This is a genomic window from Deltaproteobacteria bacterium, from assembly GCA_018668695.1.
Lineage (GTDB): Bacteria > Myxococcota > XYA12-FULL-58-9 > XYA12-FULL-58-9 > JABJBS01 > JABJBS01.
Window position 1 is genome coordinate 12,056 of the sequence record JABJBS010000233.1, and the last position, 15,764, is coordinate 27,819.

Below are 15,764 nucleotides of genomic sequence, written 5' to 3' on the forward strand. Positions count from 1 at the left end.
CAGGTGTCCTAGAAGACGTGCAAAACCTCACCAATACGAATGCGGTTGGTGCTACGTCCATTGAGCTTCTTAAGTTTAGTAACGCTTATTTGATGACGTCTGGCAATAGACCAGAGCGTATCTCCTGACCGGACCCGATAGGTGGTTGAATTGGCGGAAGTTTTACGAGGCAGGGCAGCAGCGATTTTGGTAACTGCAGGCCGAGTTTCTTTGCGTTTTTTGAGCCTATCGATGGCCTTTTGAGTTTTTGCGATGCTCTTTTTGGTAATCTTGCGAACCCCGGTCTTTGGAATCATCAGGTTTTGACCGAGTTTAAGAGCCCGTGCATTGCGAATTTTGTTTACGCTTTTAATCGCATGGGTGCTTGAATTGTAGGCGCGTGCAATCTCCGAGAGCGTGTCGCCGCTGCGAACCTTGTGCACCACGTAATCGAGTTTTTCGGTGGCCGGGCGAGTACTAAGCCAAGTTTGAGTCTCTTTGCCCATGCCTTTGGGTACGCGCATCAACGAGGTGCGTCCCGGCGGCGAGATAGCTTGTTTCCAAGAGGGGTTGAGGGTTGTCAGGGTATCGAGAGAGGTGCCAAGCACCTTCGCCATAATCCTCAGATCGGTTGGCTCTCTTACTTTAACTTCGTCCCAGCTTAGTGGGCTAAGGGGCTCAATGTTGTCGAAGCCGTAGAGTTTTCTATTTTTGGAAACCCAAGCTGCGGCTATAAGTTTGGGGACATAATGCTGGGTCTCTTTGGCGAGACTCTTTTTATGTTCGATGAGCGTCCAGAAGTCGTTGGTGTTGTACTTTTTGAGTGCGCGGCTGATGCGTCCACCGCCGGCATTGTATCCTGCCCAGGCCAAATGCCAGTTGCCGAAACGTTTGTGAAGTCTCGTTAGAAATCTCCCAGCACTGCGCGTCGCAAAAATGAAATCGCGTCTTTGATCGACCCAAAAGTCTTGCCGCAGATCATAGCGCCGGCCCGTGGAAGGAATAAATTGCCAAAATCCGGAGGCGGCGGCACTTGAATATGCTTTGGCAGAAAAGCCGCTTTCAATCATCGCAAGATAAATGGTGTCTTCCGGTAATCCCATTTCACGAAGGATTGGCTGCATGATGGGCTTATAGCGGTCGGCTCTGGCGAGCCAACGTCCAAAGAACTTGCGGCCCCGTCCAGTAAAGTAGTTGATGTAACGGTCAACAAGTGGGTGAGACCGCATGGGGATATCAAAAACGGGCCCGGTTTGTGCCGTTTCAAGCATTTCAGAAACGCTCGGCTTATTGAGCCAGGCAAGATTGGCCTCAAGTTGGCGTTCGTATTCGGGATCGATGAGTTGATGGGTTTGAGGTGGAAATTTAAACAATCCAGCAACTTGGGTTTCAGCGCTTGGGGTATGAGCAAATTGCTTTGGAAGAATATCGTGTAGGACCAAATCAATTTGGTGCATCCTCACACTGATAAACTCTTCTTCTTCAGGCTGGGTGAGAATCGCTTCGAGCGTATCATCACTTTGATTTGCCCAGGCTTGAGAAGCGGAGAGTAGGCAAATGAGCGCTGCGCCGAGATAAAATCGTTTTATGATAAAGTTATGCCAATCCATGGGTCTCTAAAAATAATTCAGTTAACCACGATGAGCAAAATTACGGCTTTTTTCTTAGCTGCATCGCAAAGAAGCTATCTGCGCCATGCTTGTGGGTTAAAGTTTGCAGAACCGTTTTCTCGCCCAGTTTCGAGTCGGATACGAATGGAGCGAGCACGGGGTTTGTAAGGGGAACTGCCTGGAGGCTGGAATCATTCCCAATAAGTTTTTCAATTCGCGCGATACCCTCTGCTTGGGTCATGGTGCAAAGCGAATAGGTGAGCGTGGAGCCGGGACCCATGAGCTGACTGGCGGTAAGTAGAAGCGCGTCTTGCAGCTCGCAAAGCTCTTGGATGCGGGCATCTTCTTTGTAGCGCAGCTCGGGGTGGCGTCTGAGGGTACCCAGGCCTGAGCAAGGCGCATCCAAAACGATATGGTCAACATGCTCTATCTTGGTTCGCTCAAGCACTTTTTTCATGGAGGCGAGCTGCGTTGCATCCGAGAACTGAGGAATCACATTCTTAAGGCCGAGCCGATTGGCGTTGTCTTGAATAAGGTTCATCTTATGTTGATGAACATCCACGGCCACCACTTTGCCCGTGTGCTCAAGCATTTGAGCCAGGTGAAGTGATTTTCCTCCAGGAGCTGCGCAAAGGTCTAGAATATTTTGGCCTTCTTGCGGAGACACGAGGTAGCCCACAAGCTGTGCTGCAGGATCTTGAACAATGAAAGCGCCGTCGGCAAAACCAGGCAGTGCGGCAATACTGCCAGCAGGAGCAAGCTCAAGCGCGTCGGGAAACAAAGGTAGAGCAACGGCGGCTATTTCAGCTTCCTGAAGTTGCGTAAGCAACTCATCCCGGCTGCTGACGTGCGTGTTGACCCGAATGTTAAGGGGCGCAGGGTGGCTGTTGGCTTCAGCCCAGAGATTCGCTTCCTCGGGTCCAAGTTCCGTATGAAGCAGTTTCATCATCCAGAGCGGGAGGCCGTAGTGAACAGCTTGAGCTTGAACTGGATCTTTGATCTCTTTAAGAGGCTCAGGAACCTTTTCTTGCTCTTTAAGGCGTACAAGGTTTCTTAAAACGCCATTGACGAAGCCCCGAAGTTTTTTACTGTCTAGCAGGCTCACGGCTTGGTCTACAGCAGAGTAATCTGGAGTTCGTAGATTCAGGATTTCATAGGCGCCAAGGCGCAGGGCCGCGCGAGCCGAAGGTGTTACTCTTTTTAAAGGGCGCGGGAGAAATGACTGAATGATGTAGTCGAGAGAATGGCCAGTTCTTAAAACGCCGTAAACAAGCTCTGTGGCAAGTCCGGCGTCTCTTGAGTCTGGCCGCGCGCGCTTGATAGCGGCGTCTAAGGCATGACGAGCATACGCTGCGTCCTCCTCCGTACGAAGGAGAACGCGATGTGCGATTGCTCTGGAAACTGAAGTGGTCATAGAGCTGGCTCTTTCATTCCTTCAGCTTCCAAGAAACTTAAGCTTCAGTTTCGGCCGGTGCTTCTGCTTCTTCAGCAGGTGCATCAGCTTCTTCTTCTTTTCTCTTCTTCTCGTCAGCGATGGCTTCTTTACGTGAAAGACGAATACGGCCTTTTTCAACACCGATGCACTTCACAAGAACTTCATCACCTTCTTGAACAACATCTTCAACTTGCTTCACGCGACGATCAGCGAGTTCAGAGATGTGGCAGAGGCCGTCTGTTCCAGGGAAGATTTCGATGAATGCACCGAAGTCTGTAACCTTACGAACGTTACCGAGGTAGAGCTTGCCTACTTCAGCTTCTTGAGTGAGGTCTCTAATCATCTTCACTGCGCGTGATGCAGATTCGCCGTCGGCGCTTGCAACATTTACAGTACCGTCGTCATCAATGTTCACCTGGCAACCCGTGCGAGCAATGATGTCTTTGATAACTTTTCCGCCCGGTCCGATAACGTCGCGGATGCGGTCTTGGCTGATCTTGAAGCTTGTGATGCGAGGTGCAAAGTTGCTCATCTCTTCGCGAGTATCGCCAAGTGTCTTGGCCATTTCTTCGAGGATGTGCAAGCGACCTTCACGTGCTTGAGTCAGTGCAGTTTCCATCACTTCACGGGTAACACCTGTGATTTTGATGTCCATCTGGATAGCGGTGATGCCTTCGGCAGTACCAGCTACTTTGAAGTCCATGTCGCCAAGGTGATCTTCGTCGCCGAGAATATCGGAGAGAATCATCATCTTGTCGCCTTCTTGGATAAGACCCATGGCGATACCAGCGCATGCTGCTTTCATTGGAACACCAGCATCCATCATGCTCATTGAACCACCGCAAACTGTTGCCATGGAAGATGAACCGTTGGACTCAGTGATGTCACTGAGAATACGAATGGTGTACGGGAAGTCTTCACCGAACTGTACCAGCTTCTTCAGAGCGCGGTGAGCAAGGCTACCGTGTCCGATTTCGCGTCGGCCAGGGCCGCGCATGAAGCGAGCTTCACCTACAGAGTATGGAGGGAAGTTGTAATGCAGCATGAAGTTTTCAAAGCTATCACCAAGAAGACCATCAACACGTTGCTCATCCTGCTTCGTACCGAGGGTACAAGTTACGATGGACTGTGTTTCACCGCGGGTAAACAGGGCTGAACCGTGTGTACGCTCGAGAATGGTTGTCTCAGTTGAAATGCCACGAACATCTGCAGGGCCTCGGCCATCGATACGAACGTTCTCAGCAACCATCTTCTTACGAACGAGGTTGTATTTGAGGTCGCCGAAAATCGAGCTGATTTCGCCTTTGCGAGCAGCCATGGTTTCGTCTTGCTCAACGAGCTTAGCAACGAGGTCTTTTTTCGCTGCATCAAGAGCTGCGTAACGAGCAATCTTTTCTTTAACGCTGTAAGCGTCGGTTACTGACTGAGTTGCAAGGTCTGCAACTTTAGCAGCAAGGTCAGCGTCTACAACTGCTGGAGTTACAACGCGCTTTTCTTTACCGCATGCTTCACGAAGTTCGTTTTGCATTGCGATAACCGCTTGTGCTTGTTCGTGAGCGAAAAGAAGTGCGTCAATGATGTCTGATTCAGATGCTTCGTCTGCACCGCCTTCAACCATCATGATGGCGTCTTTGCTAGATGCTACGAAAAGGTTGATGTCAGCATCTTGCTGCGCTTCGTGGCTTGGGTTTGCAACCAAGTTACCGTCGATGCGGCAAACACGAATACCTGCAATCGGTCCTAAGAAAGGAAGATCAGAGATGTGCAATGCGGTTGAAGCACCAATCAGTGCCAGTGCGTCAGCTGGATGCTCTGCATCGGCTGAGAATACTGTTGCAATAATTTGTGTTTCAGACTGCCATCCGTCAGCGAAGAGCGGGCGGATAGAGCGGTCAATAATTCGAGAAGTAAGGGTTTCGTTTTCACGAAGACGGCCTTCACGCTTAAAGAAGCCACCTGGGATTTTACCCGCGGCAGACATCTTCTCTTGGTAATCGACGGTTAACGGCAAGAAGTCGATATCGGGTCGAGCGTCTTTTGAGCCAACAGCTGTAACGAGAACTGTTGTTCCGCCCGCTGAAATCATAACTGAGCCGGAAGCTTGCTTTGCAACCTTGCCGGTTTGGACGGTGATCGTTGTTTCACCAACCTGAACTTGTTTTTCTACCATAGTCATTTCTAATTCCTCTTTTTCCTACTGACTAATACCTACGTTGCGGTTTGGACAGCACACGTGACAACCGCTTGTTTCCACTGCGGAAACTTAGTCCACATACAAAAAAAGACCGACCACCCGTGACCCGACTACAATAGCCAGGCTGGGTCAATCGGTCTTTTGTCGTATGGTCTTCACTGACTCTAGACTTACTTACGTAGTCCGAGTTCTTTGATGAGCGTACGATATCGCTCAACACTGCGACCTTTCAGGTAAGAAAGGAGTCGCTTACGCTTTGAGACCAACAAAAGCAGCCCGCGGCGGCTATGATGGTCTTTTTTGTGAGCTTTAAAATGGTCAGTCAGGCCGTTAATACGCTCTGTAAGAAGCGCTACCTGAACTTCAGGAGAACCAGTGTCTCCGTCATGAGTTTTAAATTTCTCAACAATTTCAGCTTTCTTTGTGGTTTCCAGCGCCATGATTCACCTCATATATGTTAGCGTTCCCCCCCGGCGTGGTGGAGGAGCCGTCATGAAGGCGCTACCTCTAAGGGATCCCTGCTAAGTAGTCAAGATTATGGGGAAAAGCTTTGCACTGAGCGGTCAAACTTCGATCTTTGGCCAGCGGCTGATTGCTCTAGAATTCACCGGCGAGGCCAATGGAATTTGGGCCAAGGAGAATTTGGGTGGATATGGCCTCTGAATCTTTCGGACTTGGGGCTTTGGTTCGGATCTCTGGGTACAAAATATAAGAAAAGCCGACCACTAAGGCCATGAGCCCGGCAGTTCCGGTAATCAGCGCATATTGTCCGGTTCTCGCTTCATCTTGTTTCGTTAGCTGAGTCACAAAATAGGCAGCTGCCCCAATCCCGGCCGCTCCTGTTCCGAGGGCAACCCATGCTCCCTGTGAAATATGTGCTTCGGTCTCTACGGTCATCGGAGGCAAATCAGCCATCTTAACCGCTGCGGCCTTTGTGGTTTTGGCTGTGATGGGCTCGGGAGCTGGCTTTTCTTCCACAGGTTGGGGCGCCGGTTCTTGAGTGAGTGGCTTCACCTCGGCTGTTTCGGCTGGCGACTCTTGGACATTGGGCTGAGTCTGCGCAATGACCGGGGTTTCTACTGGTGGTTCAGGCTCAGTTGGTGCGGGTTTGGGTGTGCACAGTTTTTTGAGGCCTTGGGGCGCTGCAAAGGCAATCTTTCCCTCAACTCGAATGCGGACCCACACCCGGTGGTATCGTACGATCTCAAAGGTGTCGCCCTGACTCAGTGCGGTGATTTTTATATTTCTTCTTTGGGCTTTATTGCGAATATTGAGGTTGCCCTGGAGTGTACAAACACTGCCGGGCTTTAATTGCGAGCTGGTCTTAGAGGCGGCTTCAGCAGATTGGCAGCCAAGGGTTGCCAGCAAGCAGATCCAGGTGAAGTGTATCCAAACCCAACTGCTATTTTTTTCAACCATGATTGCTCTCTTTAATCTTAACGCGTGAGGATGACTTGGTGCCTCACGATACTCGCATCTAAGTCCCTAGCAGTGTTACAAATACCATTAGAAACGAGGAGATGCCATGTTTCGTGAAGAGTATGGTTTGGCCGTTCCTGGCTTTACTGAGCACAAGCCCGAGTGGCACGAGGTTAAAGAGCCATATTCTGGCAACGTGATGGGCAAGGTTGAGCTCCTAAGTGAGGAGGGCCTCAACGCAGCCTTGGATATTGCGGGCGCAGCTTCTGCGCGGCATGCCCTTGCTCCTTATGAGCGCGCGCGTATTCTCAAGGCCGTTTCTCAAGCCATTGCAGAGCGAGCTGAGCACTTTGCCCTCTTGATAGCACGAGAAGGCGGTAAGCCTTTGCAGGATGCTCGGGTTGAAGTTGAGCGTGCTTCGCAGACCTTACTCTTGTGTGCGCAAGAGGCCACGCGAAACTCTGGCCGAGAGATACCTATGGGTTCGACACCTCGGTCGCATGGACGCTTGGCCATGACCACTCGAGAACCGATTGGCGTGGTGTTGGCTTTCAGTGCCTTCAACCACCCTTTGAACCTTCTCGCTCATCAGGTTGGACCGGCCGTTGCGGCAGGTTGCCCTGTGTTGATTAAGCCGGCTCCCGCCACGCCCACATGCTGCATGGCCCTTGTTGAATTGTTCCGAGAGGCCGGGTTGCCGGATGAACTTTTAATTCCAATTCCCTGTACCAATGAACAGGCCGCTCAGTTGGCCAGTGATTCTAGAATGGCGCTCTTTAGCTTTATTGGAAGTTCGAAGGTGGGCTGGAAATTGCGCAGTACACTTGCACCAGGTGTTAGGTGTGTACTCGAGCACGGTGGCGCGGCTCCAGTGATCGTTCACGAAGATGCCGATTTATCGAAAGTAGTCCCCGCCCTCTTAAGAGGCGGTTATTACCACGCCGGACAAGTCTGTGTGAGCGTGCAGAGGGTATTTGCTCATCACCAGATTAAGCGTGAACTTGTAGAACGCCTTAATGAGGGCGCCGCCCAACTTATTGTTGGAGATCCAACGGATGAGAAAACCCAGGTGGGACCTCTTATTCGTGCGCAGGAAATTGAGCGAATCAATGCATGGGCCGGCGAGGCGGATAAGCAAGGCGGCGAGATTACATGCGGTGGACGAGGCTTGGCCAATCAATGCTATTCACCCACGGTGATTGTAGATGCACCAGGCAGCACGAAAGTAATGAACGAAGAGATTTTCGGACCTGTTATTTGTGTTAACGGTTATCGAAAAATTGAAGAACCGATTCAATGGTCCAACCGCTTACCATGGGCTTTTCAGGCTGGCGTATTCACCAATAGTCTCAATATAGGACTGGCGGTGAGTAAGGAGTTGGCCGCGGCCGCCGTGATGATCAACGACCACAGTGCCTTTCGAATTGATTCGATGCCGTTTGGTGGTCACGGAGAGTCCGGTCTTACGCTGGGCGGTGTTGCAGATGCAGTTAAAGAGATGTCCCGCGAAAAGATGATCGTCTTTAAATCTTGAGGTGAACAATGGCAAAGGATCGCAATAAGGACCGCAGTAAGATGGCCCTCGACTACCACTCGAGAGCGCCTGCGGGTAAAATCGAAGTGGTTCCGACCAAGCCATGTTCTTCTCAACGAGATTTGTCGTTGGCGTATACTCCAGGTGTTGCGGTCCCTTGTTTGGAAATTCATAAAAACCCAAAAAAGGCTGCCGACTACACCGCGCGGGGAAACCTTGTTGCGGTTGTGACCAACGGAACAGCTGTCCTTGGCCTTGGTGATATTGGGCCCTTGGCAAGCAAGCCTGTGATGGAAGGCAAGGCGGTTTTATTTAAGCGGTTTGCAGGAATCGATGTTTTCGACATTGAAGTGGATGAGAAAGACCCTGAAGCGTTTGTGAAGATTGTTAAGGCGCTTGAGCCAACTTTTGGTGGGATCAACTTAGAGGATATTAAAGCCCCTGAGTGTTTCTATATTGAGAAAAAGTTACGCGAGTTGATGAACATCCCGGTCTTTCATGATGACCAGCATGGCACCGCAATCATTGCGTCTGCCGCGCTTCTCAACGCAACGAAAATCGCCAATAAAGAGTTGAGTGATTGTAAGATAGCCTTTTCAGGGGCAGGTGCAGCCGCGATTGCTGTGAGCCGCCTGCTTTGCCTTTTTGGTGCGCAGCGAAGCAAGATCATTCATTGCGATAAAGACGGGGTGATTTACACCGGGCGTGACGGGCTTGATGAAGTCCTCACTGAGATCGCAACTGATACAAAATGCCGAAGCCTTGCAGAGGTCATGGAGGGCGCCGACGTTTTTATTGGTTTGAGTGTTGGAGGGCTTGTAAGCCAAGACATGGTCCGGTCCATGGCCAAGGATCCCATCGTATTTGCTCTTGCTAACCCAGATCCTGAAATAGGTTATCCGGAAGCAAAGGCTGCAAGAGACGATGTGATTTTGGCAACGGGGCGCAGCGATTACCCCAACCAAGTAAACAATGTTTTGGGTTTCCCTTACATCTTTCGAGGTGCTCTGGATTGCGGTGCGACCACAGTCACAAAAGAAATGGAAATGGCGGCTGCCCGGGCAATCGGTGAACTCGCCCGAGAAGATGTGCCGGATTCTGTTCGCGAGGCCTACGGCGGTGAAGAGATAAAGTTTGGTAGAGATTACCTCATTCCAAAACCCGTCGACCACCGGGTCTTACTTTGGGTTGCTCCAGCGGTTGCGGAAGCTGCTGAGAAATCAGGGGTAGCTTCGCGGCCTATCTCCAGCATGAACGATTATCGCCAGCATCTGGCTTCATTTTTGGGGCGTCGCCGGGAGGTGATGAGCCAAATCAGTACGAAGGCGCGTTTAAACCCGAAGCGGCTTGTTTTTCCAGAAGGCCATAAAGTGCGAATTTTGCGAGCTTGCCAAGAACTCGTACAAACAGGGATTTGTCACCCTGTTGTTTTGGGCGAGGAGTCGTTGATTCGGGCCAAGGCGGAGGCCGTGGGTATCAGTTTAGACGGGATCGCTCTCGTTGATCCCACCAAGAGCCCTGAGCACGAAAAGTACACCGATATCTATTATAAATTACGGCAACGAAAAGGAATTCATCTTAAGCAAGCTGCCCTCGATATGTATGACCCTGTCCATTTTGGGATGATGATGCTTCGAGGCGGTGATGTCGACGGGTTGGTAAGTGGCGTGTCGATGAATTACGCGGATACGATTCGGCCAGCGTTGCAAATCATTGGTTTGCGTGAAGACGTCAAAAGCGTAGCCGGCATGTATGTGGTGCTGCAAAAAGAGCGAACCCTATTTTTTGCCGACACCACCATCAATATTGAGCCAAGTGCTGAGCAAATGGCTGAGATAGCCCGGCTTACGGCGCAAGAGGTTAAGCGCTTTGACCTGGAACCTCGAGTGGCCATGATCTCATTTTCAAACTTTGGCTCAAGCCCTCATCCTTTCGCAACAAAGGTGAGCCACGCTACGGAAATCCTGCATGCGATCGATCCTACTATGATTGTCGATGGGGAAATGCAGGTTGAGTATGCCCTAGATCCCGGAATTGCCAGCAGCGAGTTTCCGTTTTCAAATATTCAGGGTGATGCCAACGTTCTCATCTTCCCATCTCTGGAATCGGCAAACGTTGCCTATAAATTGATGGAGCGAATCGGCGGAGCAGAGTGTGTGGGGCCCATTGTTCTGGGAATGAATAAACCGGTCAATGTGTTGCCGAGAGGATCTACCGCTGAGGCCATTTACAATATGGCAGCGTATACGTGCGTTGAGGCTGAGGACTTTAACGATTCTTAATCGGGCAGCCGCTTGTTTTCGCCAACAGGTGCAAAGAATGATGCACCTCGAACATTCTCGTTGATTTGCAGTGGGTGCTGAAGAGGTGGGAAAGCTCTTTGTTCACAATCCATGCGCTCGCAAAGCCTACAGGTGATTCCAACCTTCAGGCTGGCTTCATCGCTCTTCAAGTCCACTCCGTCCGAATAAACAAGGTCTTCAGCGAAACGCACATCGCAGCCCATTCCAATGGCCTGGACGTGATGCTCGCTTTTATAGCCGCTCACACTCTTTTCAAGTGTTCTGGCAATGCAGAAAAAATTTCTACCGTCGGGCATGGTCGAAAGCTGAATCCGTATCATACCAGGCGTGGTAAATGCTTTGTGAACGTTCCAGCGCGGGCATGCAGCATTGTAGCGTGCAAACCGTAAGCCGGAAGCTGTGAATCGTTTTGAGATGTTGCCGGCAATATCAATCCGAACCAAGTGAAAGGGAATACCTTCAGCACCTTTTTTCCGTAAGCTCGTAAGGCGGTGACAAACCTGCTCGAAGCTTGTTCGAAAGCGGTGACCGAGGAGTTCGATGTCATAACGTTCTGCGCGAGCAGCCTCTAGAAACTCCTGATAGGGCATCAGCACAGCGCCAGCGAAATAGTTTGCTAAGGCCACTCTGCAAAGTGCGCGAGAGTCATTGTTGGTTAAAATCTCATTTTGACTCAAACGGGTTAAGGTCTCCTCTTGAGTCATAAGGCCGATTTGGTGCGCAAGCTGGAAGTTACGACTTCCGCGTCGCAGGACCTCGGATAGATAGAGAATACGTTTACTGGTATCAAAGCGGCGAATGGCGCCCTTCATTGAGCCGATCTTCTTAATTTTGACCCGAACACCGTGATAGTCGTCGAGATAGCGCGATAAACACGTAAAGAGGTCCTCATGCTCGATGCTCGCTTCACGGCGAATCTTCTCTGCGCCGGCCTCTAAGTCAGGGAAATAATTACTATTTCTTTGAACGAAATCACTGACTTCTTCGGTGGGTAAGTGGGTTGCGTCCATCGTGGGGCCGCTTCGCCCATCCGATAGATGGGTGGCGAGGCTTTGCACAGATTCACGCGATTCTCGGTAGGAACGGTACATTCCGAGGACCGCACGGCCCACGGAAGGGTTGTGGCTGGCGAGTTCACGTACGTCGTTGCCGCTTAATTCATAGGGATCAAAGATCGGATCTCCGAATACTTCCATCAGTTCGGCCAGGAGTTCGCCCTCTTCGTCGCTGGCAAACGTCTGTAAATCGACCTGAAATAGCTGTGCAAGTTTGATGAGAACGGGGGCAGAAAGAGGCCTGCGATTGTTCTCAATCAAGTTCAAGTAACTGGTGGAAATGCCCAGATTTTCAGCTAATTTTGCCTGTGTGAGTCCCTGTCGCCTGCGTAAACTACGCACTTTTGAGCCGAGCCGTGATTCTGCCATTTTGTGTCCTAAGTGAGCCGCTTGTAAACTTTTTACAAGTTTACACTGTAACATTTACAAAATGCAACACCTGTAACTAGCTGAATCAAAGAAACTTATTGACCAGAATGGAATAGTCAGTAAATTTACAATGCATAGCGTCAATCACCTGGAGGTCACGCATGGGTTACACAACTGAAACACTTCCAACTCCAAACGGCGTTGAATTAACTGGCACCATTGAAGAAGGCTATCAGCATATCTTAAGTATGGATGCTCTTGAATTCATCGCATCACTGGCACGGACTTACACAAGCCGCGTCGAGGAGTTACTTGATCAACGTCGACTGCGTCAGGCACGTTTCGATGCCGGTGAACGACCTGGTTTTCTCGAAGAGACCAAGACGATTCGCGAACGCGATTGGAAAGTTGCAAAACTTCCTGAAGATCTCTTGGACCGACGGGTTGAGATTACTGGCCCAGTTGACCGCAAAATGATTATCAACGCTCTGAACTCTGGCGCGAGCTGCTTTATGGCAGACTGCGAGGATTCATCGGCGCCAACATGGGCGAACATGGTCGAAGGTCAAATCAACCTTCATGATGCGGTTCGGCGTACCATTGATTTTCACGACCCGAAAAAGAACAAGAGCTACAAGCTCAACGACACCATCGCCACTTTGATTGTTCGCCCTCGCGGCTGGCACTTGTGGGAAAAGCACCTCAAGGTTGACGGCCATGCTGTACCTGCAGGACTTTTCGATTTTGGTCTCTATTTCTTCCATAACGCCAAAGCGCTTTTAGAGCGTGGTACTGGCCCTTACTTCTACCTGCCAAAGATGGAGAGTCACTTAGAGGCGCGTCTCTGGAATGACGTCTTCTTGTACAGCCAGAAGTTCGTAGGAATCCCTAAGGGCACCATCAAGGCGACTTGCCTGATTGAAACTCTTCCAGCGGCTTTTGAGATGGACGAAATTCTTTATGAACTTCGTTGCCACTCAGCAGGCCTTAACTGTGGACGCTGGGACTATATCTTCAGCTACATCAAGACCATCCGTAACTCAGACAGCTGCGTGGTTCCTGACCGCGGCCAAGTTGGTATGACTCAGCACTTTATGCGTAGTTACGCACAGCTTGCGATTCAAACCTGTCATAAGCGCGGTGTTCATTCCATGGGCGGCATGGCCGCTCAGATCCCAATCAAGAATGATCCAGAAGCCAACGAGAAAGCCTTAAACAAGGTTAAGAATGACAAGCTACGTGAAGTAACGGATGGCCACGATGGTACATGGGTTGCACACCCGGCGCTTGTTCCTTTGGCAAAGGAAATTTTTGATGCGCACATGAAGACTGCGAATCAAATTGAGAAGACGTTAGACGATTTGAAGGTTGAAGAATCAGATCTGCTCCAGCATCCAGAAGGTACGCTGACAGAGACTGGCCTACGCGAAAATATCAGCGTGGGTGTTCAATACATCGAATCATGGCTTCGCGGCGTAGGCTGCGTTCCGCTCTACAACTTGATGGAAGATGCGGCGACCGCTGAAATCTCCCGCGCTCAGCTCTGGCAGTGGATTCGCCATGGCGCGGCCTTGGAAGATGGACGAACCGTCACACCGGAACTTTTTCGGGCGACGTTAAGTGAAGAAATGAAGAAGGTAAGCGAAGAAGTCGGCCAAGAGCGATTTACCAGCGGTAAATACAGTCAGGCACGTGCTTTATTCGAAGGCCTTTCGACCGCTTCCCATTTTGAAGAATTTTTAACTCTGCCAGCTTATGAGCAGCTTATTACGACGCAAGCGTCGAACTAGACCCAAATAACTAGTACCCCCTTAAGGAGTCCCTGAGATGTTGATGCCTAAAGATCAAACAGAACTGACCACTGAAGAGCAAAAGTTTCAAGAAGAGCGTTGGGCGGGAATCACCCGTGACTACACTCCTGAAGACGTGGCTCGTCTTCGTGGAACCGTAGATATCAAGTACACACTTGCTGACCTTGGTGCTCGCCGTTTGTGGGACCTTCTCCACACTGAAGATTATGTACACTCACTCGGTGCCATGACTGGTAACCAGGCAATGCAACAAGTTCGCGCTGGTCTTAAAGCAATTTATTGCAGTGGTTGGCAGTGTGCTGCGGATGCCAACATTTCCGGTCAAATGTACCCGGATCAAAGCTTGTACCCAGCAAACTCAGTTCCTCAGCTCGTCAAGCGAATCAACCAGGCGCTTCAGCGTGCTGACCAGATTGAAAACGCTGAAGGCGAAATGAGCAAGCACTGGTTCGCGCCTATCGTGGCTGATGCTGAAGCTGGCTTTGGTGGCCCGCTGAACGCTTTTGAACTCATGAAGGGTATGATCGACGGCGGCGCAGCAGGCGTACACTTCGAAGATCAGCTTTCCAGTGAGAAGAAGTGTGGACACTTAGGCGGTAAGGTACTCGTACCGACTCAGCAGTTCATCAAGACTTTGACTGCAGCGCGTCTTGCAGCCGATGTTTGCAACGTACCAACTCTTTTGATGGCACGTACCGATGCAGACAGCGCACGTCTTATCACCAGCGACATCGACCCACGCGATCATGAATTCATGACCGGTGAGCGAACTGCTGAAGGTTTCTACCGTATCAAGGGTGGACTGGATCAGGCGATTGCCCGCGGTCTTGCATACGCTCCGTACTGCGACCTCATCTGGTGCGAAACTTCAACGCCTTGCCTTGAAGAAGCGAAGAAATTTGCTGAAGGCATTCACGCGAAGTTCCCGGGCAAGATGTTGTCTTACAACTGCTCTCCATCGTTTAACTGGAAGTCTAACCTTGACGATGCAACCATCGCTAAGTTTCAGCGTGAACTCGGCGCCATGGGATACAAGTATCAGTTTGTTACACTTGCAGGTTTCCACAGCCTCAACATGAGCATGTTTGAACTTTCTACTGGCTACCGTGACAACGGCATGGCTGCTTACTCTGCGCTTCAGCAAAAAGAATTTGCAAGCGAAGAAATCGGTTACACTGCAACCCGTCACCAGCGTGAAGTTGGTACAGGTTACTTTGACGCAGTAAGCACTGTAATCAGCGGTGGTACTTCTTCAACACTTGCTCTTGAAGAGTCTACTGAGTCTGCACAGTTCTAAAGAAGGGGAGGGGGCTCCCTAACTTTCAGTGCGCAAGCTTGTAAAAAATTAGAATCGCGGTCTCACCTTTATCAGTGAGGCCGCGTTTTTTTTTAATTTAATGCTAAGATTAAAATGAAAAAACAAATCACGGTACAAAACACAATACCGATAGCATGAGTAGACTGAGCTGCTGGCGCTATAGGTCTACCTTGTTCCCCGGTATTGGCTCGACTCAAAATTCTATTGGTCAGCGGGTCAATCATAAATTCTACGATGAGCACGGAGTAAAATGCCGTGAGCAGCGCAACGGCCATGGCAGGGCCAATGGAAGACCGGTCATCTAGTTGTTCTAGCATTTGTATCAATCCGATAAGGGTGCCAGCCACACCACTGCCGTAGGTGGTCTTACGAAGCGTTGCCAAGACAGAGATATCTTTTTGCAGGTTGGGTGATGGCTCGCTTCCCAGAGCATTTTGGATGGCCGCTTTGATATCGCCAGCGTCGTGATGCGCCAAGCTGAAGCAAACCATTCCGCCGATGACGATCAGGATCGACGGGATATTAAAAAACATCCACAGACTCGAGCCCAAAAACATTGCCGCAAGAATTAAAGCGGTTCCAATAATCGCAAATAACAGTTTCATAAATTTCCCCTTTTCATGTGGTTTCAATCTGCAGCAATCAAAACCCACCTATCCCCTCGCCGATGTTAGACCCGTCTAATTTACCAAAGGATCTCGAACTGAGATCGTGACGTGGATCACGCTCGGAGCGAA

Annotated in this window: 11 protein-coding genes; 4 read left to right on the forward strand and 7 right to left on the reverse strand. The window is 50.3% G+C overall.

From position 1 onward, the window contains the following. Positions 1-8: 8 nt before the first annotated feature. The 5 genes from HOK28_12395 to HOK28_12415 all read right to left on the reverse strand — a co-directional run bounded on the left by HOK28_12395 (position 9) and on the right by HOK28_12415 (position 6,637). Complete coding sequence (locus HOK28_12395; protein MBT6433890.1) at positions 9-1,589, reverse strand: LysM peptidoglycan-binding domain-containing protein; 1,581 nt, start codon at positions 1,587-1,589, stop codon at positions 9-11. Positions 1,590-1,629: 40 nt separating this feature from the next. Continuing rightward, positions 1,630-3,003 (reverse strand): 16S rRNA (cytosine(967)-C(5))-methyltransferase RsmB, encoded by a 1,374-nt coding sequence (gene rsmB, locus HOK28_12400; GenBank protein ID MBT6433891.1) that lies wholly within the window; start codon positions 3,001-3,003, stop codon positions 1,630-1,632. Positions 3,004-3,040: 37 nt separating this feature from the next. Next, on the reverse strand, positions 3,041-5,200 hold the full coding sequence (gene pnp, locus HOK28_12405; GenBank protein MBT6433892.1) for a polyribonucleotide nucleotidyltransferase: 2,160 nt from the start codon (positions 5,198-5,200) through the stop codon (positions 3,041-3,043). Positions 5,201-5,388: 188 nt separating this feature from the next. Continuing rightward, positions 5,389-5,658 (reverse strand): 30S ribosomal protein S15, encoded by a 270-nt coding sequence (rpsO, locus tag HOK28_12410; GenBank protein ID MBT6433893.1) that lies wholly within the window; start codon positions 5,656-5,658, stop codon positions 5,389-5,391. Between the two features lie 157 nt (positions 5,659-5,815). Next, positions 5,816-6,637: a hypothetical protein gene (locus HOK28_12415; protein MBT6433894.1), complete on the reverse strand. Its 822-nt coding sequence runs from the start codon at positions 6,635-6,637 to the stop codon at positions 5,816-5,818. A 106-nt stretch (positions 6,638-6,743) separates the two neighbouring features. Here HOK28_12415 and HOK28_12420 point away from each other — a divergent pair, with 106 nt between their 5' ends. Continuing rightward, entirely contained in the window at positions 6,744-8,171 is a 1,428-nt protein-coding gene (locus HOK28_12420) for an aldehyde dehydrogenase family protein (GenBank protein ID MBT6433895.1), read from the forward strand. Positions 8,172-8,179: 8 nt separating this feature from the next. After that, on the forward strand, positions 8,180-10,453 hold the full coding sequence (locus HOK28_12425) for an NADP-dependent malic enzyme (protein ID MBT6433896.1): 2,274 nt from the start codon (positions 8,180-8,182) through the stop codon (positions 10,451-10,453). Here the strand turns inward: HOK28_12425 and HOK28_12430 are convergent. Then, entirely contained in the window at positions 10,450-11,898 is a 1,449-nt protein-coding gene (locus HOK28_12430; protein MBT6433897.1) for a DUF2083 domain-containing protein, read from the reverse strand. The two genes, HOK28_12425 and HOK28_12430, sit on opposite strands and share 4 nt — an antisense overlap. A 161-nt stretch (positions 11,899-12,059) precedes the next feature. Between HOK28_12430 and aceB the strand changes: the two genes are divergently transcribed. Further along, a complete protein-coding gene (gene aceB, locus HOK28_12435; protein MBT6433898.1) occupies positions 12,060-13,688 on the forward strand; it encodes a malate synthase A in 1,629 nt (542 codons plus the stop codon). Between the two features lie 43 nt (positions 13,689-13,731). Then, positions 13,732-15,006, forward strand: coding sequence for an isocitrate lyase (gene aceA, locus HOK28_12440; GenBank protein MBT6433899.1), 1,275 nt, complete (start codon positions 13,732-13,734; stop codon positions 15,004-15,006). A gap of 92 nt (positions 15,007-15,098) precedes the next feature. On the opposite strand, the gene HOK28_12445 is transcribed toward aceA, so the two are convergent. Beyond that, positions 15,099-15,632, reverse strand: a complete 534-nt coding sequence (locus HOK28_12445) for a hypothetical protein (protein ID MBT6433900.1) — start codon at positions 15,630-15,632, stop codon at positions 15,099-15,101. Between the last annotated feature and the right edge of the window lie 132 nt (positions 15,633-15,764).

Bases quoted from the DNA above. Each gene is read 5' to 3' on its own strand.
- pnp (MBT6433892.1), bottom strand. From the start codon at position 5,200: ATGACTATGGTAGAAAAACAAGTTCAGGTTGGTGAAACAACGATCACC.
- HOK28_12420 (MBT6433895.1), top strand. From the start codon at position 6,744: ATGTTTCGTGAAGAGTATGGTTTGGCCGTTCCTGGCTTTACTGAGCAC.
- HOK28_12425 (MBT6433896.1), top strand. From the start codon at position 8,180: ATGGCAAAGGATCGCAATAAGGACCGCAGTAAGATGGCCCTCGACTAC.
- HOK28_12395 (MBT6433890.1), bottom strand. From the start codon at position 1,589: ATGGATTGGCATAACTTTATCATAAAACGATTTTATCTCGGCGCAGCG.
- HOK28_12430 (MBT6433897.1), bottom strand. From the start codon at position 11,898: ATGGCAGAATCACGGCTCGGCTCAAAAGTGCGTAGTTTACGCAGGCGA.
- rsmB (MBT6433891.1), bottom strand. From the start codon at position 3,003: ATGACCACTTCAGTTTCCAGAGCAATCGCACATCGCGTTCTCCTTCGT.
- aceA (MBT6433899.1), top strand. From the start codon at position 13,732: ATGCCTAAAGATCAAACAGAACTGACCACTGAAGAGCAAAAGTTTCAA.
- aceB (MBT6433898.1), top strand. From the start codon at position 12,060: ATGGGTTACACAACTGAAACACTTCCAACTCCAAACGGCGTTGAATTA.
- HOK28_12415 (MBT6433894.1), bottom strand. From the start codon at position 6,637: ATGGTTGAAAAAAATAGCAGTTGGGTTTGGATACACTTCACCTGGATC.
- rpsO (MBT6433893.1), bottom strand. From the start codon at position 5,658: ATGGCGCTGGAAACCACAAAGAAAGCTGAAATTGTTGAGAAATTTAAA.
- HOK28_12445 (MBT6433900.1), bottom strand. From the start codon at position 15,632: ATGAAACTGTTATTTGCGATTATTGGAACCGCTTTAATTCTTGCGGCA.